Source organism: Bradyrhizobium sp. Cp5.3, from assembly GCF_000426265.1.
GTDB classification, from domain to species: Bacteria; Pseudomonadota; Alphaproteobacteria; order Rhizobiales; family Xanthobacteraceae; genus Bradyrhizobium; species Bradyrhizobium neotropicale.
The window spans coordinates 51,599-76,472 of record NZ_AUFA01000023.1 but is presented as its reverse complement, the minus strand read 5'-3'; the positions used below and the strand labels follow the sequence as shown (position 1 = coordinate 76,472).

Annotated in this window: 30 protein-coding genes; 15 read left to right on the top strand and 15 right to left on the bottom strand. The window is 63.4% G+C overall.

Annotation, left to right across the window (positions count from 1 at the left end):
- The first annotated feature begins 2 nt into the window (after window positions 1–2).
- Genes mdcC through K289_RS0126715 form a run of 6 tightly spaced genes read left to right on the top strand, consistent with a single transcriptional unit; the run spans window position 3 to window position 4,360 of the window.
- Window positions 3–320, top strand: a complete 318-nt coding sequence (mdcC, locus tag K289_RS0126740) for a malonate decarboxylase acyl carrier protein (protein WP_027554344.1) — start codon at window positions 3–5, stop codon at window positions 318–320.
- The gene (locus K289_RS0126735) at window positions 317–1,231 is read left to right on the top strand and encodes a biotin-independent malonate decarboxylase subunit beta (RefSeq protein WP_027554343.1); all 915 of its coding nucleotides are present in this window, start codon (window positions 317–319) and stop codon (window positions 1,229–1,231) included. The genes mdcC and K289_RS0126735 overlap by 4 nt, the downstream gene beginning before the upstream one ends.
- Complete coding sequence (gene mdcE / locus K289_RS0126730) at window positions 1,218–1,955, top strand: biotin-independent malonate decarboxylase subunit gamma (RefSeq protein WP_027554342.1); 738 nt, start codon at window positions 1,218–1,220, stop codon at window positions 1,953–1,955. Before K289_RS0126735 ends, mdcE begins: the two co-directional genes overlap by 14 nt.
- Entirely contained in the window at window positions 1,948–2,595 is a 648-nt protein-coding gene (gene mdcG, locus K289_RS0126725) for a malonate decarboxylase holo-[acyl-carrier-protein] synthase (RefSeq protein WP_027554341.1), read from the top strand. The genes mdcE and mdcG overlap by 8 nt, the downstream gene beginning before the upstream one ends.
- Window positions 2,592–3,440 carry a triphosphoribosyl-dephospho-CoA synthase MdcB gene (mdcB, locus tag K289_RS0126720; RefSeq protein ID WP_027554340.1) on the top strand — a complete coding sequence of 283 codons (849 nt, stop codon included), beginning with the start codon at window positions 2,592–2,594 and terminating at the stop codon, window positions 3,438–3,440. The genes mdcG and mdcB overlap by 4 nt, the downstream gene beginning before the upstream one ends.
- Window positions 3,440–4,360, top strand: a complete 921-nt coding sequence (locus tag K289_RS0126715; protein ID WP_051310838.1) for an acyltransferase domain-containing protein — start codon at window positions 3,440–3,442, stop codon at window positions 4,358–4,360. Before mdcB ends, K289_RS0126715 begins: the two co-directional genes overlap by 1 nt.
- 199 nt (window positions 4,361–4,559) lie before the next feature.
- Here the strand turns inward: K289_RS0126715 and K289_RS0126710 are convergent, their stop codons facing one another.
- The 7 genes from K289_RS0126710 to K289_RS45175 form a co-directional block, all read right to left on the bottom strand.
- Complete coding sequence (locus K289_RS0126710; RefSeq protein WP_156918195.1) at window positions 4,560–5,489, bottom strand: tripartite tricarboxylate transporter substrate binding protein; 930 nt, start codon at window positions 5,487–5,489, stop codon at window positions 4,560–4,562.
- Window positions 5,490–5,586: 97 nt separating this feature from the next.
- Window positions 5,587–5,889, bottom strand: a complete 303-nt coding sequence (locus K289_RS48945) for a RidA family protein (RefSeq protein ID WP_198024774.1) — start codon at window positions 5,887–5,889, stop codon at window positions 5,587–5,589.
- Window positions 5,826–6,479: a hypothetical protein gene (locus K289_RS52095; RefSeq protein ID WP_210164549.1), complete on the bottom strand. Its 654-nt coding sequence runs from the start codon at window positions 6,477–6,479 to the stop codon at window positions 5,826–5,828. The genes K289_RS48945 and K289_RS52095 overlap by 64 nt, the downstream gene beginning before the upstream one ends.
- Before the next feature lie 670 nt (window positions 6,480–7,149).
- Complete coding sequence (locus K289_RS0126695) at window positions 7,150–8,064, bottom strand: alpha/beta fold hydrolase (RefSeq protein WP_027554336.1); 915 nt, start codon at window positions 8,062–8,064, stop codon at window positions 7,150–7,152.
- A 30-nt stretch (window positions 8,065–8,094) separates the two neighbouring features.
- Window positions 8,095–8,406 carry an Ada metal-binding domain-containing protein gene (locus tag K289_RS48935; protein ID WP_084788718.1) on the bottom strand — a complete coding sequence of 104 codons (312 nt, stop codon included), beginning with the start codon at window positions 8,404–8,406 and terminating at the stop codon, window positions 8,095–8,097.
- Window positions 8,406–9,242, bottom strand: a complete 837-nt coding sequence (locus K289_RS45180; RefSeq protein ID WP_051310832.1) for an alpha/beta fold hydrolase — start codon at window positions 9,240–9,242, stop codon at window positions 8,406–8,408. The genes K289_RS48935 and K289_RS45180 overlap by 1 nt, the downstream gene beginning before the upstream one ends.
- A gap of 149 nt (window positions 9,243–9,391) precedes the next feature.
- Window positions 9,392–9,880: a methylated-DNA--[protein]-cysteine S-methyltransferase gene (locus K289_RS45175; RefSeq protein WP_051310847.1), complete on the bottom strand. Its 489-nt coding sequence runs from the start codon at window positions 9,878–9,880 to the stop codon at window positions 9,392–9,394.
- A 307-nt stretch (window positions 9,881–10,187) separates the two neighbouring features.
- Here K289_RS45175 and K289_RS53115 point away from each other — a divergent pair, with 307 nt between their 5' ends.
- Window positions 10,188–11,735 carry a DNA-3-methyladenine glycosylase 2 family protein gene (locus K289_RS53115; RefSeq protein WP_084788722.1) on the top strand — a complete coding sequence of 516 codons (1,548 nt, stop codon included), beginning with the start codon at window positions 10,188–10,190 and terminating at the stop codon, window positions 11,733–11,735.
- On the opposite strand, the gene K289_RS0126675 is transcribed toward K289_RS53115, so the two are convergent.
- The 5 genes from K289_RS0126675 to K289_RS45160 form a co-directional block, all read right to left on the bottom strand.
- Window positions 11,719–12,003, bottom strand: a complete 285-nt coding sequence (locus K289_RS0126675) for a hypothetical protein (protein WP_027554334.1) — start codon at window positions 12,001–12,003, stop codon at window positions 11,719–11,721. The two genes, K289_RS53115 and K289_RS0126675, sit on opposite strands and share 17 nt — an antisense overlap.
- Before the next feature lie 382 nt (window positions 12,004–12,385).
- On the bottom strand, window positions 12,386–15,535 hold the full coding sequence (locus K289_RS45165) for an efflux RND transporter permease subunit (protein WP_035685856.1): 3,150 nt from the start codon (window positions 15,533–15,535) through the stop codon (window positions 12,386–12,388).
- The gene (locus tag K289_RS0126665; RefSeq protein WP_027554333.1) at window positions 15,532–16,608 is read right to left on the bottom strand and encodes an efflux RND transporter periplasmic adaptor subunit; all 1,077 of its coding nucleotides are present in this window, start codon (window positions 16,606–16,608) and stop codon (window positions 15,532–15,534) included. Before K289_RS0126665 ends, K289_RS45165 begins: the two co-directional genes overlap by 4 nt.
- A complete protein-coding gene (locus tag K289_RS0126660; protein WP_051310830.1) occupies window positions 16,605–17,723 on the bottom strand; it encodes an efflux RND transporter periplasmic adaptor subunit in 1,119 nt (372 codons plus the stop codon). The genes K289_RS0126665 and K289_RS0126660 overlap by 4 nt, the downstream gene beginning before the upstream one ends.
- Window positions 17,720–18,724, bottom strand: coding sequence for a sensor histidine kinase (locus tag K289_RS45160; protein ID WP_245284004.1), 1,005 nt, complete (start codon window positions 18,722–18,724; stop codon window positions 17,720–17,722). The genes K289_RS0126660 and K289_RS45160 overlap by 4 nt, the downstream gene beginning before the upstream one ends.
- 44 nt (window positions 18,725–18,768) lie before the next feature.
- Here K289_RS45160 and K289_RS0126650 point away from each other — a divergent pair, with 44 nt between their 5' ends.
- The gene (locus K289_RS0126650; RefSeq protein WP_027554331.1) at window positions 18,769–19,431 is read left to right on the top strand and encodes a TetR/AcrR family transcriptional regulator; all 663 of its coding nucleotides are present in this window, start codon (window positions 18,769–18,771) and stop codon (window positions 19,429–19,431) included.
- Window positions 19,432–19,472: 41 nt separating this feature from the next.
- Here K289_RS0126650 and K289_RS45155 read toward each other — a convergent pair whose 3' ends face one another.
- Genes K289_RS45155 through K289_RS0126635 form a run of 3 tightly spaced genes read right to left on the bottom strand, consistent with a single transcriptional unit; the run spans window position 19,473 to window position 20,845 of the window.
- Window positions 19,473–20,123: a TetR/AcrR family transcriptional regulator gene (locus K289_RS45155; RefSeq protein WP_035685853.1), complete on the bottom strand. Its 651-nt coding sequence runs from the start codon at window positions 20,121–20,123 to the stop codon at window positions 19,473–19,475.
- Between the two features lie 11 nt (window positions 20,124–20,134).
- Window positions 20,135–20,572, bottom strand: coding sequence for a hypothetical protein (locus K289_RS0126640; RefSeq protein ID WP_027554330.1), 438 nt, complete (start codon window positions 20,570–20,572; stop codon window positions 20,135–20,137).
- Window positions 20,573–20,590: 18 nt separating this feature from the next.
- Window positions 20,591–20,845 (bottom strand): hypothetical protein, encoded by a 255-nt coding sequence (locus K289_RS0126635; protein ID WP_027554329.1) that lies wholly within the window; start codon window positions 20,843–20,845, stop codon window positions 20,591–20,593.
- Between the two features lie 165 nt (window positions 20,846–21,010).
- Between K289_RS0126635 and K289_RS0126630 the strand changes: the two genes are divergently transcribed.
- The 7 genes from K289_RS0126630 to K289_RS0126600 are packed head-to-tail and all read left to right on the top strand — an operon-like array spanning window position 21,011 to window position 24,823.
- Window positions 21,011–21,214 (top strand): hypothetical protein, encoded by a 204-nt coding sequence (locus K289_RS0126630; RefSeq protein ID WP_027554328.1) that lies wholly within the window; start codon window positions 21,011–21,013, stop codon window positions 21,212–21,214.
- Entirely contained in the window at window positions 21,211–21,378 is a 168-nt protein-coding gene (locus K289_RS51720) for a hypothetical protein (protein ID WP_198024772.1), read from the top strand. Before K289_RS0126630 ends, K289_RS51720 begins: the two co-directional genes overlap by 4 nt.
- A 14-nt stretch (window positions 21,379–21,392) precedes the next feature.
- Complete coding sequence (locus tag K289_RS0126620; protein WP_027554327.1) at window positions 21,393–21,611, top strand: hypothetical protein; 219 nt, start codon at window positions 21,393–21,395, stop codon at window positions 21,609–21,611.
- A gap of 40 nt (window positions 21,612–21,651) precedes the next feature.
- Window positions 21,652–22,176, top strand: coding sequence for a hypothetical protein (locus K289_RS47825; RefSeq protein WP_156918194.1), 525 nt, complete (start codon window positions 21,652–21,654; stop codon window positions 22,174–22,176).
- A gap of 17 nt (window positions 22,177–22,193) precedes the next feature.
- Window positions 22,194–22,793, top strand: coding sequence for a PepSY domain-containing protein (locus K289_RS0126610; protein WP_035685850.1), 600 nt, complete (start codon window positions 22,194–22,196; stop codon window positions 22,791–22,793).
- A 35-nt stretch (window positions 22,794–22,828) separates the two neighbouring features.
- A complete protein-coding gene (locus K289_RS0126605; RefSeq protein WP_027554324.1) occupies window positions 22,829–24,001 on the top strand; it encodes a DUF3734 domain-containing protein in 1,173 nt (390 codons plus the stop codon).
- Between the two features lie 30 nt (window positions 24,002–24,031).
- Window positions 24,032–24,823 (top strand): acetoacetate decarboxylase, encoded by a 792-nt coding sequence (locus K289_RS0126600; RefSeq protein WP_027554323.1) that lies wholly within the window; start codon window positions 24,032–24,034, stop codon window positions 24,821–24,823.
- The last annotated feature ends 51 nt before the right edge of the window (window positions 24,824–24,874 follow it).

Here is a 24,874-nt window from a genome sequence, read left to right as displayed (position 1 = left end):
GCATGGAAAAGCTCAGCTTCAGACTGACTGCACCGAACCGCGCCGGCGGCACCCGCGCACAGGCGATCGTCGGCGTCGTCGCCTCCGGCAATCTCGAAGTGCTGCTGGAACGCAGCCTCCCCGCCGATACCTGCACGATCGAGATCGCAACCGCAGCCCACGGCTTCGGCGCGGTGTGGGACGCCGTGGTCCGCGATTTCGTCGCCCGCCGCTCCGCCGGCGGTCTATGCATCTCCATCAACGACGGCGGCGCCCGGCCGGACACGGTCGCGCTGCGACTTGCCCAGGGCGTCCGCAAGATCGAGGAGCCGGAACGATGACAGCCGCCACCGCCAATGATGTCTCGCTGAGCTGGTACGAGGCAAGCGCCCGGCAGCGCATCGACGCGCTGGTCGATGCCGGCAGCTTTGCCGAATTCATCGGCCCCGAGCTGCGCGAGATCAGCCCGCATCTGGCGATCTTCGACCTGCCGGAGCAGTTCGATGACGGCATGGTCATCGGACGCGGCCGGTTGGACGGCGCGCCGGTGCTCGTCGCCGCGCAGGAGGGACGCTTCATGGGCGGCGCCTTCGGCGAGGTCCATGGCGCCAAGCTCACTGGCCTGTTGCGCGCGGCACGCGCGCTCAAGCAGGACGTGCTGATCCTGTTCGACACCGGCGGCGTGCGGCTTCAGGAAGCCAATGCCGGCGAGCTGGCGATCGCCGAGATCATGCGCGCCGTTATCGAGGCGCGCCGTGCCGGTGTCAAAATCGTCGGCCTGATCGGCGGGCGCGCCGGCTGCTATGGCGGCGGCAGCCTGATCGCCGGCACTTGCTCGCGCCTGATCATCTCCGAGCAGGGCCGGCTCAGCGTCAGCGGCCCCGAAGTTATCGAGACCAACAAGGGCATCGAGGAATTCGACTCGCGCGACCGCGCGCTGGTCTGGCGCACCATGGGCGGCAAGCATCGCTACCTCATCGGCGGCGCCGATACATTCGTTGACGACGACGCACCGGCTTTTCGGCAAGCCGCGATCGATGCACTCGACCTCGACACACGATGCGACGTCACTGTTCTCGAAGCCGAACAGGCGCGTCTTGAGCGACGGTTGCAGCGCTTTGGCGAGAGCGAAGACGCCGTCGATATCTGGGAGGCACTCGGCATCGGCCATCCGACCGAGGTTCCCGCACTTCCAACCGGCGCGTTCCTTCGCGCCGCCGATGACAGGGAGAACGCCGATGACGCTCGATGACATCCTGGCCGGCCTGTTCCCGAACGGCCGCAAGATCGAAGTCAACGGCGCGATGATCTCGGGACAAGCGGTGCTGTCCGGCGGCGGACCGATCCACGTGCTCGGCATCATCGAGGGCAAACCGCTCGGCGTGGACGAAGCCATCGTGCTCGCGAGGCGCGTCATCAAGATCGTCAAGTCAGGCGATCGCGCGCCGATCCTGGTCCTGGTGGATTCCGCCAGTCAGCGCATGAGCAAGCGCGACGAGTTGCTCGGCCTCAGCGAGTATCTATCGCATCTCGCCAAAGCGCTGCTGCTGGCAGAGACCGAAGGACACCGCACCATCGGCCTGCTCTATGGCGGCAGCGCGGCCGGCGCGTTCATCGCAACGGCGCTCGCGACCGGCACGCTGGTGGCGTTGCCCGGCGCCCATCCCGCGGTGATGGACCTGCCGTCGATGGCGCGAGTGACCAAGCTTCCGATCGACGTCCTCAAAGCCAAGGCGGAGGCCACGCCGGTGTTCGCGCCCGGGCTCGACAACATGGTGCGGACCGGCGGCGTCCACGTCGTCTGGGACGAAGCCGCGCCGCTGGCGCCGCAGCTTGCGGCGGTGCTGAAGCGGCCGCACGGACAGGATGATCGCGGCCGGCTCGGCGCCGAGCGCGGCGGACGGCAAAAGGCAGCTGAGCTCGCCGAGCGCGTTGCGCGCACTGCAGGCTCGCATCGGGAGGCGCGACATGCTTGAGCCTCTCGCGCGCCACAGCATGGTGAAGGCCTCGGCGGCGGGATGGGCCGCGGTGATGAACCGCTATCCGGAGCTCGCCAGCGAGCCGATCGTCGCGGGCTGGGCCCATGCGGGACGGCCGCTCGTCGTTCGCCGGCCGGCCTGCAGCGATACGGCAGGCCTCGTTCCGCTCGGTCTGCCGCTGCCGCCGAGCCATGGCAAACGGCGCATTGCGGTCTCGCTCGCTACTACCGATATCGTCGCGTCCGCGCCGCCGCCATTGCTGGCCGACGCCGCCAGTGCCGCGCCCGCGGCCTGGCGCGAGACGATCGACAAGCTGCTCCAGCTGCTGCCGGAGACCCGCACTTATGGCAGCCTGGCCTGGCAGCACCTGACCGGCCTGCCCTATCTTTCTCCCAGTTCGGATCTCGATCTGCTCTGGCCGCTGTCGTCGGCCGAACAAGCCGGCACGTTGTTGTCCGGCATCGCGGGGATCGCCAAGCAGGCACCGATGCGGCTGGACGGCGAGATCACAGGTCCCGCCGGCGGAGTTCAATGGCGTGAGCTGACCGGCACTGACGAAGACGAAGTCCTTGTGAAGGGTGAGCAAGGCGTCACCACGACGACGCGTGCGGCCTTCCTCGCGGGTCTCGTGTCATGACCCCGGCGCTCAGATGGCAATCACGGCCGAACCGCGCGCTCGATGCGGCGCAGCTCGGTCATCTCGCTTCGCTTTGCCTGAAGCTCGAAGTCGAAACCCATCCGAAGCCGGGCCTCGTCAGCCATGTCGACAACGGCGCGCACCGCGACATGGACGCCGCGTTGTTGTGCCTGAGCGCCGAAACCCTGATGCCGTTCTTCGGCGAGCTCGCCGCCGCGGGCGCCGAGGGTTCCGGTATGAACCGGCTGCGCGCCATCGGCGTTGCCGCCGAGCGCGCGATGCTGGCCGCAACGCAGAGCATCAACACGCATCGCGGCGCGATCTTCGGGCTGGGCCTGCTCTGCGCCGCGGCTGGATACCGGAACGCCGTCGGCATCCGCAAATCGCTCGGCCGTCTGGTCTCGGAACGCTGGGGCGACGACATCCTGTCGGGCCCGGTCTCGCTGCGCAGTCACGGCGCCGTCGCTTCGCGGCGCTACGGCGCGGGCGGCGCCAGGGCGGAGGCCGCCGAAGGCTTTCCCTCGGTCTACTACATCGCCCTGCCCGCGCTGCATGCGGCGCGCAACCTTGCGCCCCATGACGAGGAAGCCGTGCGCGTTGAAACGTGCATGCGGTTGATCGCCGACGTCACCGACACCAACCTGCTGCATCGGGGCGGAGCCGACGGATTGCGCTTCGCGCAAGAGAGCGCCTCAAGCTTTCTCGCCGCCGGCGGCGTCGGGTCGCCGGAATGGCGCGCGCGTGCTGCCGGCATTCACGAGGCGTTCGTCGCCCGCAATCTCAGCCCCGGCGGCTCCGCGGACCTGCTCGCGATGACGCTGTTCGTCGACCGGCTGGAAGTCTGATGCTGGCCCTGCTCTGCGGCGGACAAGGTACGCTCTCGGACACGATCTTTGATCTTGTCGCGGACCAGCCCGCTGCCGAGCCGATCTTCGCCGCTGCGGCCGCTGTTCTCGGCGCGGACCCGCGGGAGTTCATCAGGACGCGCAGCGCGGATGAACTCTCCGTCAATCACACCAGCCAGATCCTGACCGTGACATCGACGCTCGCGATCCACGCCTGCATCGCCGACCTGTTGACTGAGCAGACCGCCGTCACCGGCTACAGCGTCGGCGAGATGGCGGCCTGGAGCATCGCTGGCGTCTGGACCGCCGACGAAGCGCTGCGGCTCACGGATATTCGCGCCCGCCTGATGCAAGATGCGGCGGGCCCCGATGGCCGCCTCGGCTACGTCCGCGGGCTCGACCGGGCAGCGCTCGAACCGCTGCTTGCAAGGCACCGCTGCGAGATCGCGATCAAAAATCCCGACCTGCTTTTCGTCATCGGAGGCGCGGAGCGGCATGTCATCGCGCTTTGCGAGGAAGCCGCCAAAGAAGGCGCGCGCGCCGGCCTGCTCGCCGTCAAGATCGCCTCGCACACGACAGGGCTCGCGCAGGCCTGCAAACCTCTGCAGCAGGCGCTCGATGCAAGCAACCAAGCAGCCGTCGCCCGCCAACGCGTGCTGCTTGCCGGCGGCGACGGCGAACGCATCTTCACGGCCGAAGATGCCACGGCGAAACTGGCAAACCAGGTCGCCCATCCCATCGACTGGGCGGCAACGCTGGAGGCCCTCGCGGAACTGGGCGTCACCGAAGTGCTAGACCTCGGCCCCGGCCATGCGCTGGCGGAGATGATGCGCGCCTCCCAACCGTCCATGCGCTGCTACGCCGCCGACGGATTTCGCACAATCGATGGCCTGCGAAACTGGGTTGTCTTCAATAAATAACGCTTGGGCGATTTCATCCAGTTCGACGGAAGGCTTCTGGCCCGACATACTGCTTTGCCAACGCTGAACAATGAGGCGAGCCGCTCTGCTCTCAACAACGTAGCGGATCGCTAACATCCGACACCAAGAACCGGGCCGCTTCAAACTGCAGGATGTGCGGTCGTCTCCACGGCGAACGAGACAGCCAACTGGAGTTCGGCTATTCTGGTTCGATCTTCGCGCGAGAGATTGTCTCGCGCCACCGCGCATCATCATCGGCAATGAACCTGGCGAATTCGGCGCCTGTCCTGCCGTCAACCTCGCCTCCAAGCTCCGTCAGGCGATTCCGAAACCGTTCACTCCTCAGAGTATCGGTGAAAGCTCTCGTCAGCCCCGCGGCCACAGGCGGCGGAAGATCGCGTGGTCCAAGCAGGCCATACCACGTTCCCACTTCGACACCTGTGATTCCGGCCTCGGTAAGAGTGGGAACCGCCGGAACGGTTGGCTGTCGGGCAGCAGAAGTTACGGCCAGCGCGCGCAGCGTGCCGCCGCTCACCTGCGGTAACAGTTGCGGCAGGTTCTCGAACATATAATCAACCTGTCCCCCGAGTAGATCGTTCATCGTGAGAACCCCTCCGCGATAAGGGATGTGAATGACGTCAAGATTAGCCTGCAGACGAAACAATTCTGCCAAGAGGTGCACTGAGGTACCAATTCCAGGCGATCCGAACTTGAACGACCCAGGCTTGGATTTTGCTGCAGCGACCAGATCTCCAACGCTCCTAATCGGGCTGCTCGAATTAACGACCAACTTCTTGCCGAGATTGGGAGCAATCGTGAGCGGGCCTCCGGCCGTGAACAGAAGATTGTAACCATCGTTCGCAGCGCGAGCGACAGCGGCTGCGCCTATCATTCCGCCCGCCCCGCTCTTATTCTCTACAATGAAAGCCTGCCCGAATCGGGCGCGCAACTCGTCCGCCATCAACCGAGCAAGAATATCTGCAGTCCCTCCCGCTGCATACGGAACTGTGATCGTGACTTGCCTGTTCGGGTAATCGGCTGCGAGGGCGAGCGTACTGCCGCACAGCAGGCCCAGCGCTAGGCACGCACCTCGGAATATCGCGGATTTAGCCACCAGATTTCCCTTCAAATATTCGCCAAAGCGTTCTTCTTGCAGGCCAGTCCAGGAAGGCTCGCCTGCAATCAGTTCAGAACGACTTCAGTTTAGGACGCGAGCCGCCGGCAGTTCAGGGCTGAAGTTCGACCAGAATGTCCGCCTCGAAAGTGACATCAAGCGGCATCGCCGCCATTCCCTCTGTGCCGCGCGTATGGGCACCGGAATCACCGAACACTTCGATCATAAACTTCGAGCAGCCATCGGTAATTCTTGTAAGGTCGGAGAGCCCCTCTTTTGCAAGCACCAAGCCTCGCAAATTGACGATCTGCTTGACCTTTGACAGGTCTCCTACCGCAAGCTTGATGCGATTTACTTGTCGAACGCAAGCGAACTTAGCTGCGACGATTGCGTCTTCAGAGCATGTTCCCCACACGCTTCGAATGCAGGTATGCTCCGGGCAATGTGGAGATAGGGGATTGGGCCGTTGTCCAGGATGACGTCATCCACCGTCAACCCGCACAATTCTTCGCGGCGGCAGCCGGTATAGTAGATGAGGATCGGCACGAAATAGAGAGCGCAATTGAAGAGCTGATGGAGGCCATCGGGTCCCGGCTCGTCCAACCGATCCCAAGCGGCGCAATTGTTGAAGGGTGGCGTCCGGAAGATGGAGGCAGCCTGCTCGAACGGCAACTTGGCCCTCTCGTCGCGCGCACGCTTCTTCTTACCCTTGGATCGAAGGTCCACGAGTTTGATCTGGGCGAGCGCGTCAACCCCGCGCGCAACCGCGTGCCGGAAGATCTGAGCAAGGAATGTGAGGTGACGATTGAGCGTATCGCCCGCGATCCCGCGTTCGCTCACGTGGCGTTCCCGAGTTATAGCGCGCAGCTCGGAGATGCTCCGGCCTTCATCCTTGGCGGACTTGCCGTAATTCTTGTAGATGTCCGACCGGAGGAAATCGACAAACTTCCCGACGTGATGTTGGCGCAGGGCCTCGATGTTCTCGACGTGCTGGTCCTGCAGCATGAACTTGACGAACAAGTTTGAAATGCTTCTCGCCTGCCGCTGTGTCTTGTCGTCCCAGTGGCCGTCTCTGGCATTGTGCAGGATGAGATCCTCTGCAAACTCCGAGAATCCCGCCATAAGCGCGGACCGCGCGGGACGATCCTCGGTTTTCGGTGGATCGCTGTGTCGGACGTGGCTGGCAGGCTCGGGCGCCCGAACCGGTTGGGGTGCTGGGGCGGGAGGGATCGAACCTCCGAATGGCGGAATCAAAATCAGTTTGATTAAGAGACGCGGATTGGTCCCAACTGGTCACATCCGGGTTCATCTTCGTGCCGAAGTTCGCGAGCTTCCGTTGATTTTTCCGAGCAATCGCCCAAGCATGCCAACGGGCTCTGTGTATGCCAAGACCAGATCAGTTGGCAGAACTTTTCGGCCCCGCTTTCGGGCGTCTTACCGTGATGCACAAGCGATCTCCACGTCTATCGCACCTAACGCCTTAAGAACTTCTACGTTCATGGCTTCGCCTGAAAAGCTCCTCCGCTCGTGATCCCAAGGTCATGAGCGAAGCCGTGCGAGCGAAGTGTGTCCAGGAGTTCTGGACCTCCGAAAGCATCGCTGGGGCTCAATACGCCTCCTTGCCTTTCTCGGACCATTCACCATGAAGGGCGCCGTTATCCTTTAAGGCCAACAGCTATTGGGCGGCCTGGTCTTGCGATTGCGTGCGGTCCATGAACTCGCGAATATAGCGATTGGTGAGAGCCGGATGCTCATCGAGGATCCAGTGACTTCCACCTTCGATCCGACGGATCGTTAGATCGGGTACGTACTTGTCGAGCCCATCATAATTCTGGTTCGCAAGGAACTTGTCCCGGTCGCCGTAGATGACGAGGGTCGGCACGGTTATGGTTTGCGGAGATACTTCGTGAACATAGTTGCCGTGGGCCGGTGACAGTCCTTCGGCGGGCCCCCACCCTTCCGCGTGATACCAGGCAACCATCCCCTCGATGGCGCCCGGCTGACGCCACGCAGCTAGGTAAGTTTCAAGGTCCTCCTTCGTAAAGAAGCGATGCTCGGCAAAGGTTTGCTTCAACGCTTCGAAATCGTTTACCGCAAGTTTTGTCGCGCTATCCGGCCGGCGCAGCCTTAGCCAGTGCTTGCCACCGGCAATCTGGCTTTCATTGTAGTGAAGTTCGCGATCGAATGTTGCAGGGTGCGAACCTGACATGACCACCAGGCGGTCGAGCATTTCTCGATGATGCAGGGCGAACGAATACCCGACGGCAGCACCCCAATCATGACCAACCAGGATGCAGGTGGAGAAGCCCAAATGCTGAACGAGGCATTTCATGTCATCCGCCGCAACCCAAACCCCGTTGTCCCTGAGATTTTTGGGTCGCGATGATAGGTTCACGCCGCGCAGATCAACAGCCACAACCGTGTAATCCTTGGCGAACTCGGCGAGCTGGTGGCGGAAGGCGTACCAATGCTGGGGAAAGCCATGAACAAACAGCATAAGCGGGCCGGAACCGGCGATGACGTAGTGCAGGCGTGCCCCCTCCACTTCCACAAACTGGTGTCGAAGCTCGGTTGCTGCGGTGGTGCTCATATGAAGCTCCCTTTCGGAAATGAAAATCGGTCACTTGCTGGATTCTCGGGCTTTGCGGGCTGCGGAATCGGTCCTCGCCCATTCAGCGCGGTCGTTGCGCCATGGCGCGTAGCGTTGCGGCAGGCATCTCGCACAAGGCCGGTAGCCGGCAGCAATGGCGGTCGCTTCATCGGCGAAGAACACGCGATAGCGCGTGCAGAGCCCACGTGCGATCCATCGAAGCGCGCTTCGGCAATCGAGCCTCCCGCAGCCTTTGAGCCACCGATGTCCTCGAGCAGGCCGGGGCGTGGCGCTAAGGTAAGTGCGGCCGTCGGCGCCAATCAGCTTGTATGGCACGGCCATTATCTCCGCGTTACCGCTCCCGCTGGTGTCCGCGAGACCGCCCCAATTTCGTCGAGAAACGCCAAAACTGCGTCGGCGAAATCATCTGCTTTGTCGATCATCGGGCAATGGCCGCTTCCGAATAGGCATGTTTGCGTTGCCCCGGGTATTCCGGCGGTTAGCTGTTCAGCGTGAAGCTTCGGGAAATCGCGGTCTTCATCGCCCCAGATGACGAGCGTGGGAGACCGGATCGCGCCGAGGCGCCCGAGCGTGTCGGCCTTCCTGGCGGCTGCAATTTGGCGCCGGACCGCCTCCCGTGGCGGCCGCGGGCCGGAGGCGATAAAGACTTCGACGATCTTGGCGATCGGCGTCTTGCGAAAGAAGGAGGGGCCGAAATTGAAGTAGATGCTCTGGGTGGCAAACGCTTCATCCGAAAGCTCTCGGCTGAAGGCTTCGCGCACAGTCAGTAGAGCGTCGAGCTCACCATCGCCCTTGGACCATGTGTTCGCAAGGATCAGGCCATTGACGCGGTCCGGCGCGCTCAGCGCCAGCTCTTGTGCGATCTGTCCTCCCAGCGAGTGTCCCATCACATGGGCCATCTTGAGGCCGAGATGATCAAGCAATGCCAGGACGTCGCCGGCCATGTCGGCGGGTCCGTAGCCGGACGCCTCACAAACGCTGCTCTTGCCGGCATCCCGATTGTCGAACGAGATGACCCTGCGTGTGGCGGAGAGCTTTGGCAGAACGCGCCTCCAGAGCCGCTCGTCGCCTGTCACGCCGGGAATCAGAACCAGCGGTTCGCCGGCGCCCTCCTCCGTGTACCAGAAGGTTAAGTCGTTGTGCTTGAATGTTGCCATTGCAGTTTCCTTGGAAAAGTTTGAAGGGTATCGGCCCGCGGGAAAAAGCGCTTCCGCCTCGGCAAGCCATAGAAGCGGTCGCGTGCTCGTCGAATTTCATTGACGTATCTGCCTCAATCGCGCGCACATCGCCGTAATATGCAGCAGGATCAAAGCGCGGCCGGTTGGGTAGGCAACAGCACGCCTTCATGCTCAAGCAGCCAGCGCTTGCGCTCGAGCCCGCCGCCGTATCCGGTCAGCGATGAGTCTTTACCGATCACCCGATGGCAGGGAACGACGATGCCAATAGGGTTTGAACCATTTGCCATGCCGACGGCGCGAATGGCCTTCGGGCGATCGATCGTCGTGGCAAGCAATCCATAGCTTGTCGTTTTCCCGGCAGGAATCTTGCGAAGAGCCGACCACACGTCTCGCTGAAACGGCGTTCCGCGGGTCTCAACGGGAATCCCGTCGATAGCTCCGACATCGCCGGCGAAATACCTTTCCAAGGTCTGGCGGGCGGCGGATTGGTCACTGGTTTTGACAAGACGAAAACCACCGGCGCCGTAATGCAATCGCAGAAGACGGTGCATGCGGTCCTCGAAATTGAGCCAATCAAGGGCGCGCAACACGCCATGCTCGTCGGTCACAACGAGCATGTCACCCAGGACGGTCGGCACCCCCTCAAGGCGAAGGACGAGGACGGTCGAACCGTTTTTTGTCTTCCTAGCCAACGGACTCCCCTCGCGCCTTTCCAGTGGTGCCGGCATTTCCTGTCTCGAGTTTGGACGGCTCTGTCTATTGGCCGACAAAGGCGCCGTCGGTGACAAACGGATGGCCAGAAACATAGGACGCAGCCTCGCTGCATTTCTCGCAGGAATCGGACCTGGTCGTCGAAAGATCCGGGAGAGGTGATAGAGTCCGGAAACTTCCAGACTTTGCTGGCGCGATATGAGAGGGGGTCTCATGGATCTTAACCATGACGCCTGCTACCGGGCGATCTCGACCAGGGACGTTCGGTTTGATGGCCGGCTCTTCATCGGCGTTAAGACGACCGGCATCTATTGTCGGCCGATCTGTCCGGCACGTGTTCCCAAGAAGGAAAACGTGACATTCTATTCAACGGCCGCTTCCGCGCATGAGGCGGGTTTTCGCCCATGCCTTCGGTGTCGGCCCGAGGCAGCTCCGGATCTCGCCGCGTGGCAGGGAACATCCAGCACGGTGTCGCGCGCCCTTTCGCTTATCGAGGAAGGGGCTATGGATAACGGGGACGTCGTCGGCCTTGCCGATCGTCTCGGGGTCGGTGAGCGTCAGCTCCGACGCCTGTTTCACCGGCACTTGGGAGCCTCTCCGATAACTGTAGCCCAAACGCGCCGTGTGTTACTGGCGAAGCAATTGATCCACGAAACCAGCCTGCCGATGACGGAAGTGGCGCTTGCGTCGGGGTTCGGCAGCGTGCGCCGGTTTAATCAAACGTTCCAGCAATTGTATGGCCGCGCGCCGCGCGCGTTGCGTCGAAGCAAGGCGGCCGATGTATCTTCGGATGCCGCCGGCAGCGTGACGATTCGTCTGCGCTATCGTCCGCCGTACGATTGGCCAGCAATGCTGGGGTTCCTGCGGCTCCGGAGCATTCCCGGGATCGAGACGGTCAAGGGAGACGCATATGCCCGCGCGATCGAGCTTGATGGAGTGCAGGGCATAATCGTGGTTCGGCCCATCGGTCAGGATGCGCTTGAGGCGACAGTCAGGTTCCCGAAACTGTCGGCGCTTCCCGCTATCATCGCGCGCTTGCGGCGCGTGTTTGATTTGGCCGCTGATCCCACGGCTATCGAGTCGCATCTCGCGAGAGACCCTGTGCTTGCGGCGATGATAGAGGCGCGGCCGGGGTTACGTGTGCCAGGCGCTTGGGATGGCTTTGAACTCGCCGTGCGGGCCCTGCTTGGCCAACAGGTAACAGTGACCGCCGGGATTACGCTTGCAGGAAAGCTCGTGGCGGCCCATGGCAGGCCGCTGAAGACACGGCATGCCGATTTCCCGGAGCTGACGCACGTGTTTCCGCGTCCGAAGCGAGTGGCGGAATCTGACCTTTCGCATCTTGGAATGACAAGGAGGCGGATTGCCGCGTTGGCAGCCCTTGCCGCTGCTGTGGTGGCCGACCCAAAGATCTTTGGCGCGCGCCGAAGTCTCGACGAAGCGATCATGCAGCTCCGATCGCTTGCTGGCGTCGGCGAATGGACGGCTCAGTACATTGCGATGCGCGAGCTCCGCGAGCCAGATGCGTTCCCGGCCGCAGATATCGGCTTGATGCGCGCGATGGAGGATTCGACGAAGCGTCGCCCCACTCCAGCAGAATTGTTAGTCCGCGCGGAAGCGTGGCGTCCGTGGCGCGCCTATGCCGCCCAGCATCTGTGGTCGTCTTGGGTCGATCGAGCCACCCGGGAACGCAAGCCCAAGGAAGGCTCAAGGAATATGCATTCAAAGGAAGCTGTAGGCGAGCTCAAGCCAAGTATCTGAAACGCCGGCCGTCGCGGAGCTGCCGCGGGCACCAATATCCAAGTTTGTATTCGATGTAGTCGGCGACGATGATTTCCGCGAAATCACCCGAGCGAACACTCGGCCCGGGCGCCGCCGCGGCATCCGGGAATTTTATCTGCGTTAAGTACTCACTGTGGGTTAGGCCCATCGCGATCGCGAGGTCCGGTAGCATGGCGTCGTCGCAGTAATGCTCGCGGAAACGCTTCGCCCATGCCGCCAAAATCGCCGCGTCGCCGGCATGCTTCAACTCCCACAGCTCGACGGTTTGCCGTCAACAGTGGTAATCGCGAAACGGGAATATTGCAGCCCGGATGCCTTCGCCACTTTCCACCTATCTGCAGACCACACATGGGGAGACAAAATCGCGTGCGCGAAAAGCGCGAATTTCCGACCCCCTGCCTATCTCTCGTGGAGCCGATCGAACGCTTGAGCGCTGGCTGGGGCGGGAGGGTACTCAGCCAGATCGTCGCGACTTGTAGGCGCCTGAAATCACTCCAGAAATCGGAGCGACACGTGGGGTGTGTAGCAGCTTTGTGCGTCACCTCGCAAGCCATCGGGACACTGCGTGGATGGCCGAGATTGGAGACCCTGCGATTCACAAAATCCCGAAGCGCGAGCAGCGTCGACCGCTAGGTTTGCGTCTCGAGCACAAGTGCTGGCTCGTCATGAGCGGCCGTCTGCACGGTCGGCTTTTCATGTGCAAACGCATCAAGTTCGTGCGTCAGCGATTCATCGGCGTGGTCCGGGTGGATCCTGAACCACGCCACATACAGCGCCGGCAAGAACAACAGCGTCAGCAGCGTGCCCACGATGATGCCGCCCATCATGGCATAGGCCATCGGTCCCCAGAAGATCTCGCGCGCGATCGGAATGAGCGCGAGACTTGCGGCGGCCGCCGTCAGCAGGATCGGCCGCATGCGGTGCTCGGTTGCTTCGACCACCGCCTGCCAGGCCGGTCGCCCCTCCTTCTTCAAGTCCTCGATCTGCACGATAAGGATCACGGAGTTGCGAACCAGGATGCCGATCAGCGCGAGCACGCCGAGAATAGCGACGAAACCGAGCGGCGCGCCGCTCGGCAGCATGGCCATGACGACGCCGATCAGCGCGAGCGGCGCGACCGCGAACACCAGGAACAGGCGCGAAAAGCTCTGGAGCTGCACCATCAGCACGGTGGCCATGACGAACAGCATCAAGGGAACGACAGCGATGATCGGGGCCTGGCTCTTGGCGCTCTCCTCGACCGAGCCGCCGATCTTCACCGAATATCCCGCCGGCAGCTCCTTGGTGAACTCGGCCACCTTCGGCGCGAGCTGATCCACGGTCGTCTTCGGCTGGACGTTGCCGACGACAGCAGCCTTCAAGGTGACGGTGGGAATTCGCGCCCGCCGCCAGATCGTCGGCTGCTCGAGCTCATAGCGGAGGTTGGCAACAGCACCGAGCGGCACGGCCTGCCCACCCAGCCCGGTCAGCTGCAGATCGCGCAGCGTGTCGATAGAAGCGCGTTCCTGGGCGGTCGCGCGCCCCGTGACGTTGACGAGATAGATGCTGTCACGCACCTGCGTGATCGGCGAGCCATCGAGCACGGAGTTCAGGGTGGTGGCGATGTCTTGCGAGGTCACGCCGAGCTGGCGCGCCTTGTCCTGGAGGACGTCGACCTTGACGACGCGCGAAGGCTCCATCCAGTCGAACACCGCGTTGCCGAGATCCGGATTGCTGCGGAGGATGCCGGCAAGCTTCTGCGAAAGATCGCGGACCTTGGCGATGTCCGGGCCGCTGACGCGATACTGCACGGGACGCCCCACAGGCGGTCCGACTTCGAGCAGCTTGACGTAGGTGTCGGTCCCCGGGAATGTCTTCCGAAGATAGTCTTCGAACCGGGCTTTGACGTTGTCGCGCGCCTTGATGCCGCCCTTGGTCACGACCACCATCTGGCCGAACCAGGCGTTGGCGGTTTGAAGATCGAAGGACAGCACGAAGCGCGGCGCGCCGGTGCCGACATAAGTCGACCAGTGATCGACCGCATCGTTGCCCTGCAATTGCTCGCGCTCGAAACGCGCCATCTGCGCATTGGTATTGGTGATCGAGGCGTTCTGCGGCAGGTTCCAGTCGATCACGAGCTCGGCCCGGTCCGACGAGGGGAAGAACTGCTGCTGCACGAACTGCAAGCCGACCAGGGCGAGCAGGAAGGCCGCTACCGTCACTGCAATGGTGCTCCAACGGTGCCGCATGCAGAACAGCAGCAGGCGCGCAAACATCTGCGCGACGCGTCCCTTCTGCTCGTGATGTCCCTTCATCCGGGCAGGCAGGATGGTGACGCCGAGCAGCGGCGTGAACAGAACCGCGACGATCCAGGACACGATCAGCGAGACCGCAATCACCACGAAAAGGGTGAAGGTGAACTCGCCGGCATTGCTGCTGTTGAGCCCGATCGGGATGAAGCCGGCCACGGTGACGAGCGTGCCGGTCAGCATCGGGAATGCTGTCGACGTGTAGACGTGGGTGGCCGCCTTCTCGAGTGGATCTCCGATCTCGAGCCGCGCCACCATCATTTCGACCGCGATCATGGCGTCGTCGACCAGAAGCCCGAGCGCGATGATCAGCGCGCCCAGCGAAATGCGCTGGAGCGAGATGCCGCAATAGGCCATCACCACGAAGGTGATGGCGAGCACCAGCGGAATGGCGATGGCGACCACGAGCCCGGCGCGCATGCCAAGGCTGAGGAAGCTGATGCCGAGCACGATGATCACGGCCTCGAACAACGCCTCCGTGAAGCCGGAGACCGCGTGTTCGACCACCACGGGCTGGTCGGCCACCAGATGCACGCCGACCCCAATTGGCAGGTCGGCAATGATCTTTGTCATCTCCTCCTTCAGTGCCTCGCCGAAGTGCAAGAGGTTGGCACCGGACTTCATGCCGATCGCAAGCGCGATCGCGGGCTGCCCGTTGTACCTGAACAGGGTCTGTGGCGGATCGGCATAGCCGCGGGTGATGGTCGCAACGTCCGTCAGCGGAAAGAAGCGATCGTTGATGCGCAGATTGACGGCCTTCAGGCTCGCCTCGGAAGTAAACTGGCCGTTCACCCGGACGCTGATCCGCTCGGGCCCCTCCTGAAACACGCCGGACCGCGCGACCGCGTTCTGGCCCTGCAGCGAGGTCATGATCGCGTGAACGTCGAGCCCGAGGGCCGCGACCTTGCGGGTGGAGAACTCGAGGAAAATCACCTCGTCCTGCGCGCCGAGAATATCGACCTTGCCCACGTCGGGCACGGTCAGTACTTTTGCACGAATGTCCTCGACCTCGTCGCGGAGCTGGCGCTGGCTCAAGCCGTCGCTGGTGAAGGCGTAGATGTTGCCGAACACGTCGCCGAAGCGGTCGTTGAAGCCTGGCCCGATCACACCTTGCGGAAAGTCGCCCTTGATGTCGGCGATCATATTTCGCACGCGGACCCAGGTCGGCTTCACATCGGCCGCCTTGGTCGAATCGCGCAGGTAGACGAAGACGGTGGTCTGGCCAGCGACCGTCACGCTCTTGGTGTAGTCGAGCGATTCCAGCTCCTCGAGCTTCTTCTCGATGCGGTCGGTGACTTGGCGCGTCATCTCCTCCGGCGAGGCGCCGGGCCACTGCGCCTGGATCACCATGGTCTTGATAGTGAAGTCGGGATCTTCCTGACGCCCAAGCTGCAGAAAGGCAAAGAGGCCCGCCGCCATGAAGGCGATCATGAAATACCAGACAAGCGAGCGATGGCCGAGCGCCCAGTCGGAGAGATTGAACGACTTCATGGCTGTTGATCCTGTTCGATGCGGACGTGCTGTCCCGGCGTGAGGGTGTGAATTCCGGCGGTGACGACGCGGGCACCGGGAGCAAGCCCAGCCGTGACGCGCATTCCGATTTGGTCGGCAACGACAACGATCTTCTGCAGCGACACCGTGCTGGCGGCCTGATCCACCACCCAGACGAAGTTCGCGCCGTCCTTGGTGAGCACGGCGGACAATGGCAAGCGCGGGATGGGGCTTTGCGCCTGATCGAGCTTGGCCGTGATCGTCGCGCCGAGACGGAAGCTTTCGGGAGGATCGTCGAGCGCAATCCGAACACGACGTAGACGCGTCACCGCATCGGCTTGCGGCGCGACCTCGCGGATCCGGCCTTGCACCTGCACCGCAGGAAGGAGCTGCAGGCTGACCGAGAAGGGAACGCCGATCTCCAGCGGGGCCGGAAAGTCCTCTCCGACATCGACCACCGCTTCGCGGACGTCAGGCCGCGCCACGTTGACGACGCTTTGACCGGGCGAGACCACCTGGCCGACCTCTGCGCCGATGGCGGTGACGACTCCGCCGAAATCGGCCTTGATCTGGGCATAGCCGAGCTGCTCGATTGCCTTGGTCAGGCTCGCCTGCTCATGCGCGACGGTTGCTTCCGCACCGGCGCGGGCCTGCTCGGCATTGTCGAGCGTCTGCCTGGTGGTCGCATCGCTGGTGATCAGCGTGCGTTGCCGCTCCTCCGTGGCCTTGGCCGTTGCAAGCTGCGCCTCGGCTTTGGCGAACTGCGCCCTCGCCGCGCGGACGGCGAGGTCGAGCGCGGTCGGGTCGATCGTGCCGAGGACTTGGCCTGCGCTGACGAGATCGCCGACATAGACCGGACGCGAGGTCAAGCGCCCCAGCACACGGAAGCCGAGATTGGTCTGATAGCGGGGCTCAACGACCCCGACGGCGACGGTGCCGTCGGCCCTGATCGGCTCGAGCCGCATCGAGAGCACGGGCCGCACGGGCTCGGGCGCCTTCGTCTCCTGCTGACAACCGGCGAGCAGCAATGCCGATGCGAGCGTGCCGGCCATCATCGTGAGCTGGATCTTCATGACCGGTCTCCCTCGAAAGTCACAGGCTGGCCCGCACTCAACAGCTTGCCGCCGTCGATTACGACCCGCTCGCCGGGCACGAGCCCCGCCTTGATCAAGACCGCGCCGGCCTCGTAGCCACCGACCGTCACGGGCTTCAGCGACGCCGTCCGCGTCGCCGGGTCAACGGTCCAGACCGCAGGCTTGTCGCCCGCCGCCATCAATGCGCTCCATGGCAAGGCAATCTGATTCTGCGCGTTCGCCTTGACGGTTCCTGCCACGACGCTACCGAGCGTCATCGCCGCCGGCGGGTTCTCGATGGTCACCTTGACGCGGATCGTGGAGCTCTTCGCATCGATCGCCGGCGAGACCTCGCGGACGTGGCCGTTCGCCGTCATGGTCGGATCGGAGACCAGCGCCAGCGCGACGCTGGGGAACTCGGTCTGGCCGAGGAAGACGGATTCGTAGACGTCGAATACGGCGTCGCGCTCGCCGTCCTGCGCCAGCGAGAACACCGGTTGCGCCGCCGGCACGACTTGGCCGACCTCGAGATTGCGCGCGGTGATGACCCCATCGGCCTGGCCGCGCAGCCTGGTATAGCCGAGCGCGTCGCTCGCGGTGCCGAGCTGCGCTTTTGCGGCCTCCAGCACACCCTCCGCGGTTCTCAGTCCCTCCTGCGCCTGGTCGTAGACCGTGCGGGTGGTGAAGCCGCTTGCGATCAGCGTCTTCTGCCGCTCGAAGGTGGCCTTCGCGACGCGGAGCTGGGCTTCGGCAGAGGCTAAGGCCGCAGTGGCGGCGTCGACGTCGGCTTGCTGTTCGGCTGGGTCGAGCAGCGCCAGCACGTCGCCCGCATGGACGTGCGCACCGACATCCACCATGCGGGCGACCACGCGGCCGCTGACGCGGAACGACAGATCGCTGCGAAAGCGCGCCTGGACCTCGCCGGTCAGGGTGATCGAAGCTTGCCGGTCTTTGGCTTGCACGATCTCGGTGCGCACCAGCATCGCGCGCGCAGTCGGCGCAGCGCCGTGGTCGTTGCAGCCGCCCAGTGCGGTGGCGAGAAGCGCGATCGCCAGCCCGGCGAGCGCCTTTGGCGCGCATATCGGCTTGAAGCAGTGGGAGAAATCGATTGTCATGACGCAGCCATGTGTTGGCGGGGTGACAGCAGCTCGCCCAACGCGTCAGCAGCGCGGGCCCCCTGCCGAACGGGCAATTCAGAATTGTGGCTTGTTGAGGCGTGGCCGCCGCTATCCACGTTCACACAGGGCGTAGCATCGGCCCCGTCGGACGCGCGCGCTCGGCGCGGCCGCTTCATCTGGCGCGTCGCGACGGTCCAGTTCACGCCCCGCTCGCGCTCGGTCAGCGGGAACGACAAAACGACCGAGGTGAACTCGGCGCCAAAGCCCTGCTCGATCCGGCCACCAAGGGCTCGCGCAAGCTCCTTGCTGTTGCGAAATTCTCGCTCCGAAACGCCGCGGGCAGAGCGCGAGCCGTTGTCGGCGATGACGCAGTTCACCAGCGCCCCTATACGCGTCAGCTTGATCTTGATCTCTGCGGTGCGCGCATCGAAGCAGGCCTGCCGGGCCGCACCCATCACGAGCTCGTGGACAATCAATCCTAGCCGCCAGCAACGCTCCGGCTGTAGCACGAGGGACTGGGTGGCGAATGCGAGCTCTATCCCCATCCGGTCAAGCACGGCCCGGCGCATCGCGCAGCCCAACTTACGGATGGATGTCGCAGCATGGATAAGCGTCTCGCCCGCGGGCATGGCCAGCGCGCGGTGGACTTCGGCATATCCATGAAGCAGCTCGACCACGTCACCGAGTGCCGCCTTGGCTTCCGGGCCATCGGCCCTGACGGCAGCGGCCGAGACCAGATCAATCGCCGAAGCGACGCCGCTGGTAACCCTGTGATGCAGCTCACGCAGCAGGATACCCTCCTGCAAGGCGGACGAATCCGGGAGCACAGTCACGACAATCTCCTCAATCGGTTTGGATGATCGGGGGCCGAAGGCACACATGTTTGCGGCCCCCCCGATCATCCGCTCCGCCGAGGCCGCCAGGGAAACAGCATCGGCGACTAAATAAACTATACCGTATATTTTCTTTTTGTTGCCTTTTTCGACGACCCGTGTCAAGTCGGAAGAAGACGCGCACAGACTCGTGATTGGGAGTTCATGACGTGAAGAAGACCAGCAGCCCGAAACGGGGACGACCAACGAAGGACCTTGCAGGCGACGCGCAGACCCGGATCCTCGATGCAGCCCAGCAGCTGTTTCTGGAGAAGGGCTATCGCAGCGCGAGCATCGACGACATCTCCGAGATGGCGCCCGCCAGCAAGCCGACGATCTATGCCCACTTTCCCGGCAAGGAGGCGCTATTCGCCGCGGTTGTGGCTCGCACTATCAAGGGGCTGACGGATTTCGAAGGCTTCGCTCCGGAGGGCCGCACCATCGAGGACAAGCTGATGAGCCTCGGCACGGCCATCGTTGAAAAGGTCATCGAGGATTCGCTCGGCATGGTGCGCGCCACAATCGCCGAGGCGCAGCGTTTTCCCGAGCTGAGCCGCAATGTCCACGATGCTGCGCGGGATCGCTCCTTGACCGCCGTATCCCAGCTCCTGAACGATGCGACCCAGAAGCTGGCGCGCACGCCGAAGGGCCCCTTCAGCGCCAAGCGAAGCCGCGCCACCGCGCAGATCTTCCTGGACTTGATTCTGCTCCCGATGCTGTTTCGCTCCCTTCTCGGTGAGACGCCCAAGGACCTGAAGAAGGAACTGTCCGGCTTCGTGCGGGAGCGGGTCGGCTTCTTCCTCGCGGCTTGCGAGACGGATTGGTCGCACTAGCGAGAAGCCGGCCCGCCCTTCGGACGGGGCGGCTGGCAGCTTCACCTGCCGCCCGCCGCTCTCAGCCGTGCGTCCGGAGCTTCAGCGGGCGCGCAAGAGGCGGGCGCCTGCCGCAAAGCGTCCGCGCAAAAGTTCATCATTTCAATCAAGCTCGGCCGAAGCTTGGGCGTGCCGATCCGCGAGGGATCAAGATAGGAATGCGTCGCCTCCAGCAGGCAGCAGATCATTGCCATCGGACTGCCGCCGCGCAATTCACCGCTCGCCTGACCGGCCGCGATGATCGGCCGCAACAGGCCGCGGATCCGGTCGACAAAGCTCAGCGTCACCGGCCAGTTCTCGTGTGCCGCCAAGGCGAGCAGGCCGTGCAGCTGAGCGTCCTTCGCCAGGATCTCTTCATTGGACCATGCGATGGCGTTGAGGGTAACGGACAAGCGTTGCACGGCCGAGCCGCCACCGCGCACCGCATCCGCCGCGCTCTTGAAGAACCCGGCGAGCAGCTCCGCTACGGCGGCTTCCTCGATGGCATGCTTGGTCGGGAAGAACCGATAGACATTTGCCGGCGACATCGACACCCGCCGCGCGATGTCGAGGACCGTGGTCTTCCTGTGCCCGATCTGGCGATACAATTCGATCGCGGCCTCGACGATCAGTCGTCGGGTCCTTGTGCTCGAGCTTTCAATCAATTCTGGCATCGCTTGCTCGCTCAGCGGATCGGAAGGTTCAACAGCTCGCACCGGCAGATCTCGCCGAACTCGCGCAACGGGTCCATCTCCTCCATGAACTGCGGCAGGTCGACGAAGCTGCGGTTCGGCGACAAGTAGGTTTCGATGATCAGGCGGCCGGTTAGCTCCGCTGCCTGAACCACCTCGTCGCTCGACAGGATCCGCATGCGTCCGACGAGGGTATAGAGATTGACGAGTTGCGGGATCTCGGCCTTGTCGCTCACGAGCGCGTCGGCGTAGAGGCGCGATGCCTCCTCGATGAAGCTCCGGTACAGCCGTTCACGCTTGGTGAAGGAGCGGGCGTGATGGCGCTCGCGCAGCCTGCGGCGGCGGCTGAACCAGCCGCTCACGATGGTCGAGACCGCGCCGAAAGCGGAGCCTCCGAACGCGGCAAGGGCCGGGATATACACCGTACTCATGGCATCACTCCGCCGTTGCTACCTGGGCCTAGCCGACCCGGTCGTTGCGCGGTCGAATACGGCCCGGCAGGCTTCGCTCAGGTCCGCCTTCTTGAAGCGCAGGCACGCCTCGACGCTCGCGGGATCGGGAATGTACGCGCTGCACAGACGGAAAGCGTCGGGCGTGCAGGCTGCCCTCTGCTCCGGTGTGCCGCGGTCCTCCTGCGCGAAAGTCGTCGAACTGCCGAGCGATGCAAACAGTGCGGCGGCGAGCGCCAGTCCATACCTGGTCATTGTCGGATCCTTTCTCCGGTTGAGGCGTCTGCCTGAGACGGCGCGGAGCCTCGCTCGCGCCTGCCGAACGTCACGAACACGCTGTTGTGAGGCCTTCGCCTTGACTCCTCCGGCTGCCCGTGTTGTATATGAACTATACGGTGTAGTTTATTAAGGAGAGTAGGCTTGTCAAGCTTGTTGATGTCGCTGATCCGCGAGAACCCCTTGCCGGGACTCGCGCTCGCTTCGCTCAACCTGATTGTGGCCCTGGTGTTGGTGAGCTTGAGCCTGTCCCTCGGCATCGCGGTTTCGCTGCTGGCCTGGGCGCACACGTTTGCCGCACGCGAGGAGCCGGCGCGGAGCCACGTCGCGCAGAGGAGGCTCGCGTGACGCCCCTGCTGCTGCTTTCCCGCGATTGCATCATCTACTGGGTCAACATCTGGATCGCGCCGGTCGAATACGTGTTCGACCTGATCGAATCCGAACTCGAGCGCCGAGGAATTTCGCCTGAATGTGCCGATCCGGTCGTCCTGCCAGCAACCGCATCGTCATGACTGGTGCTCCCGACATGCTGAATTTCGCTGAGGTCTTCGATGTGTTCGAGATCGATCCAACCACCGGACATGCGGTGTGGAGCGGGCTTACGGGCACGCGAACGGCGCTCAGGCGCGACGGCTACACCATCGACCCGAAGGCGCTCGCCTATTGCCCAAGGCAATGGCTGGATGAGCGCGGTTATGTCGACGCCGAGCTTGCCCGCAAGCATCCGCGCCCGTGGGGCATCTGAAGATGAGACTGATCCACATCTTGGCCGGGAGCAAGGTCACGTGAGCCGTCGATCCGTTCTGTCGGCGCGGGCGAGCCGATCCGCCGATTACGGCCTACCGCTGCGAAGTTACTTTCTATCGATCGGCGGCGCATTGCTCGTGCTGCTGCTCGCGGCCGATTGGGTGCTGCCTGCGCCCCTGCCGAGCCGATCCCGGGCAGCGGATTCCGCAATGCCGCTGATCCGCATCCACTCCGACGTGAAGGTGCCCGAACGGGTCGTCATCGACACCAATCAGCCCCAACGAGCACTGGCCGAGGACACGATCGTAGCCGGCGCGCTGGGCGACGGCCCCAGTACCGCCGATGCTGTCCAGGACCGCGTTTCACTCGGAGCCGTGAGCGATAACGACGATCGCCCGAAAACACCGAGGAAGATACGCCTGCGCGAAAGCCTTGCGCAGGCCCCCGCCGATCCGAGCGAGGCGCATCAGAGCGCCACGACCGAATCGCACCGCACGTCCTCTCGTGCGCGGCGTACCAAGCTGCAGCGATTTGCAACCCGACCGGACGACCGGCCGTTTTGAATTCTGGGATCTACAAAATGAAGAAGCAGTTGTTTGCCCTGATGCTGTGGTCTGCCACACTGGCCGCAACGGGCGCAGTCGCCGATGTCTCTCAAAGGTCGGCAGACGCCGATCCCGTTAGCGCGGCAGCACAAAAGGATAGCGAAGAGGCGGCGATCCAGCGCGTGCTCGAGCAATTCCGTACCACGCGCGTTCCACTCAGCCAGGCCGTGGCGACCGCTGAGCGTCTTCATGACGGCTCCAGAGCCGCGGATGTCAACTTCGAAATATCCGGCCCGCCCATCTATCGCGTGCGCACGATCAAGAATGAGCATGTCTGGGAGAACGTCATTGACGCCAACACCGGCAGCATCACCGGCAAAGAAGTCGCCTCCTCCCTGAAGGAGCTCGATCGCGAGGACCTCGCCAAGATCGTTGCCCTGAAATGGATCAAGCAGGAATTGTCGGATGCAGTTCAGGTCGCCGAGCGAGCCGCGGCCGGCAGCGCGGTGGCTGGAGGATTGATCAGACAGGACGGCAAGCTCAGCTTCGTGGTTGTCGTCGCCAGCGGGGACCACCTCAAAGAAGTCATGCTCGAGCCGCCCGAGGTCGGAAAGCAGGGATCCGCCCGCCACTAATCGCAACTGCAAGTCACACGAAAGCATATCTGATCATGAACTTCCAACCTCGCCTACAATCCACAGCCGCGCAGCGGCGGCTGCCCTTCGATTGCATCGCCCTGCTGCTGCAAGGCGGCGGCGCCCTCGGCGCCTATCAGGCGGGTGTTTATGAAGCGCTGGCCGAAGCCGACATTCATCCGGATTGGGTCGCCGGCATCTCGATCGGCGCCATCAACGCCGCCATCATTGCCGGCAACGCACCCGAAGACCGTGTCGAGCGCCTCCGCGATTTCTGGACACAGGTGACTTCGACCGGCCCTTGGGACTGGTCCGGCAATTCCCTGTTCGACTGGACGCGGAGTGACACCACGCGCAATCTCGTCAACCAGATGAGCGCGGGCTTCGCCGCGGCCTGCGGCGCCAGCGGCTTCTTTTCCACGCGCCCAATGCTGCCATGGCTGCAGGCCGGCGGCACTGGCGATGCCACGAGCTTCTACGACACCGCGGCGCTCAAGACCACGCTGGAGCGCCTAGTCGACTTCGATCGCATCAATGCCGGAATGACGCGCTTCAGCGCTGGCGCAGTGAATGTACGGACGGGAAATTTCGTCTACTTCGATAACACGACCCACAAGATCCGTCCCGAGCACATCATGGCAAGCGGCGCGCTACCGCCGGGTTTTCCTGCCGTGGAGATCGAGGGCGAGCACTATTGGGATGGCGGCCTGGTTTCCAACACGCCGCTGCAATGGGCGATCGAATGGGGTGTCCCGCAGGACATGCTTGCCTTCCAAGTCGACCTCTGGAGCGCACGAGGTCAGGTTCCGCGCAACATGGCCGAAGTCGCGACGAGGCAAAAGGAGGTTCAGTATTCGAGCCGTACGCGCGCGAGCACGGACCAGTTCAAACGTGTTCATCGCCTGCAGCGTGCCCTCGCCGCTCTGTTGCAACGCCTACCCGAAGATCTTCGCGAGCACGAGGACGTTAAACTGCTCAACACCGCCTCGTCCGATCATGTCTACAACATCGTCCACCTGATCTATCGCGCGCGCAATCACGAGGGACACTCGAAGGACTACGAGTTTTCTCGGCTGTCGATGCAGGATCATTGGCGCGCCGGCTATCACGACGCGCTGCGCACATTGCGCCACCCCGAGGTGCTCGCTCGCCCCTCCAGCCCGGACGGCGTCTTCACCTTCGATCTCGAGCATGATGGCCGCGAGTAAGCGGCCGCAACAACCAAATGGAGAACGCGAATGCGCGAGACTGATGTGAAACGGCGGGCCTTTGCCATGCCCCTCACCAATCCGGCCTACCCGCCGGGCCCTTACCGGTTCGTCGACCGCGAATATCTGATCATCACCTATCGCACCGATCCGGCAAAGCTCCGCGCCGTCGTGCCCGAACCGCTAGAAATCGACCCGCGCGAGGCGCTGGTCAAATACGAGTTCATCCGCATGCCGGACTCGAACGGCTTTGGCGACTACACGGAAAGTGGGCAGGTGATCCCCGTCTCTTTCCGCGGGCGAAAGGGCGGCTATACACATTGCATGTTCCTCAACGACGAGGGGCCGATTGCCGGCGGACGCGAGCTGTGGGGCTTTCCGAAGAAGCTCGCAGAGCCGACCTTGCGGACGGAGATCGACACCCTGATCGGCACGCTCGACTACGGTCCGCTGCGCGTGGCGACTGGCACGATGGGCTACAAGCACAGCGAGGCCGATCTGGCACAGGTGAAGGCGGCCCTGCACGAGCCGAACTTCCTGCTCAAAATCATTCCGCACGTCGACGGCAGCCCGCGCATCTGCGAGCTCGTCGAGTACCACCTCGAGGACATCGTGTTGAGGGGAGCCTGGACCGGACCGGCGGCTCTCGCCTTGACGCCCCATGCTCTGGCACCTGTCGCCGAGCTTCCAGTGCTGGAGATCATCTCGGCCGTCCACGTCCGTGCCGACCTGACCCTCGGCCTCGGCAAGGTGGTGCACGACTATCTGCAACCGGTGGTTCGGCGCCCGCTTCGGACCAACGAAAAAGCCTTGGTGTTCTGAGCGCGACGTCGCCTCGCGGCTCGCAAATTCTCGATTCTCTCCTCGGGAGAA

Excerpts from the sequence above, each read along its gene's own strand:
- mdcC (WP_027554344.1), top strand. The coding sequence starts at position 3 with ATGGAAAAGCTCAGCTTCAGACTGACTGCACCGAACCGCGCCGGCGGC.
- K289_RS0126735 (WP_027554343.1), top strand. The coding sequence starts at position 317 with ATGACAGCCGCCACCGCCAATGATGTCTCGCTGAGCTGGTACGAGGCA.
- mdcE (WP_027554342.1), top strand. The coding sequence starts at position 1,218 with ATGACGCTCGATGACATCCTGGCCGGCCTGTTCCCGAACGGCCGCAAG.
- mdcG (WP_027554341.1), top strand. The coding sequence starts at position 1,948 with ATGCTTGAGCCTCTCGCGCGCCACAGCATGGTGAAGGCCTCGGCGGCG.
- mdcB (WP_027554340.1), top strand. The coding sequence starts at position 2,592 with ATGACCCCGGCGCTCAGATGGCAATCACGGCCGAACCGCGCGCTCGAT.
- K289_RS0126715 (WP_051310838.1), top strand. The coding sequence starts at position 3,440 with ATGCTGGCCCTGCTCTGCGGCGGACAAGGTACGCTCTCGGACACGATC.
- K289_RS52095 (WP_210164549.1), bottom strand. The coding sequence starts at position 6,479 with ATGCTGCAGGACCAGCACGTCGAGAACATCGAGGCCCTGCGCCAACAT.
- K289_RS0126695 (WP_027554336.1), bottom strand. The coding sequence starts at position 8,064 with ATGAGCACCACCGCAGCAACCGAGCTTCGACACCAGTTTGTGGAAGTG.
- K289_RS48935 (WP_084788718.1), bottom strand. The coding sequence starts at position 8,406 with ATGGCCGTGCCATACAAGCTGATTGGCGCCGACGGCCGCACTTACCTT.
- K289_RS45180 (WP_051310832.1), bottom strand. The coding sequence starts at position 9,242 with ATGGCAACATTCAAGCACAACGACTTAACCTTCTGGTACACGGAGGAG.
- K289_RS45175 (WP_051310847.1), bottom strand. The coding sequence starts at position 9,880 with ATGCTCGTTGTGACCGACGAGCATGGCGTGTTGCGCGCCCTTGATTGG.
- K289_RS53115 (WP_084788722.1), top strand. The coding sequence starts at position 10,188 with ATGGATCTTAACCATGACGCCTGCTACCGGGCGATCTCGACCAGGGAC.
- K289_RS45165 (WP_035685856.1), bottom strand. The coding sequence starts at position 15,535 with ATGAAGTCGTTCAATCTCTCCGACTGGGCGCTCGGCCATCGCTCGCTT.
- K289_RS0126665 (WP_027554333.1), bottom strand. The coding sequence starts at position 16,608 with ATGAAGATCCAGCTCACGATGATGGCCGGCACGCTCGCATCGGCATTG.
- K289_RS0126660 (WP_051310830.1), bottom strand. The coding sequence starts at position 17,723 with ATGACAATCGATTTCTCCCACTGCTTCAAGCCGATATGCGCGCCAAAG.
- K289_RS45155 (WP_035685853.1), bottom strand. The coding sequence starts at position 20,123 with ATGCCAGAATTGATTGAAAGCTCGAGCACAAGGACCCGACGACTGATC.
- K289_RS0126640 (WP_027554330.1), bottom strand. The coding sequence starts at position 20,572 with ATGAGTACGGTGTATATCCCGGCCCTTGCCGCGTTCGGAGGCTCCGCT.
- K289_RS0126635 (WP_027554329.1), bottom strand. The coding sequence starts at position 20,845 with ATGACCAGGTATGGACTGGCGCTCGCCGCCGCACTGTTTGCATCGCTC.
- K289_RS0126620 (WP_027554327.1), top strand. The coding sequence starts at position 21,393 with ATGCTGAATTTCGCTGAGGTCTTCGATGTGTTCGAGATCGATCCAACC.
- K289_RS0126610 (WP_035685850.1), top strand. The coding sequence starts at position 22,194 with ATGAAGAAGCAGTTGTTTGCCCTGATGCTGTGGTCTGCCACACTGGCC.
- K289_RS0126605 (WP_027554324.1), top strand. The coding sequence starts at position 22,829 with ATGAACTTCCAACCTCGCCTACAATCCACAGCCGCGCAGCGGCGGCTG.
- K289_RS0126600 (WP_027554323.1), top strand. The coding sequence starts at position 24,032 with ATGCGCGAGACTGATGTGAAACGGCGGGCCTTTGCCATGCCCCTCACC.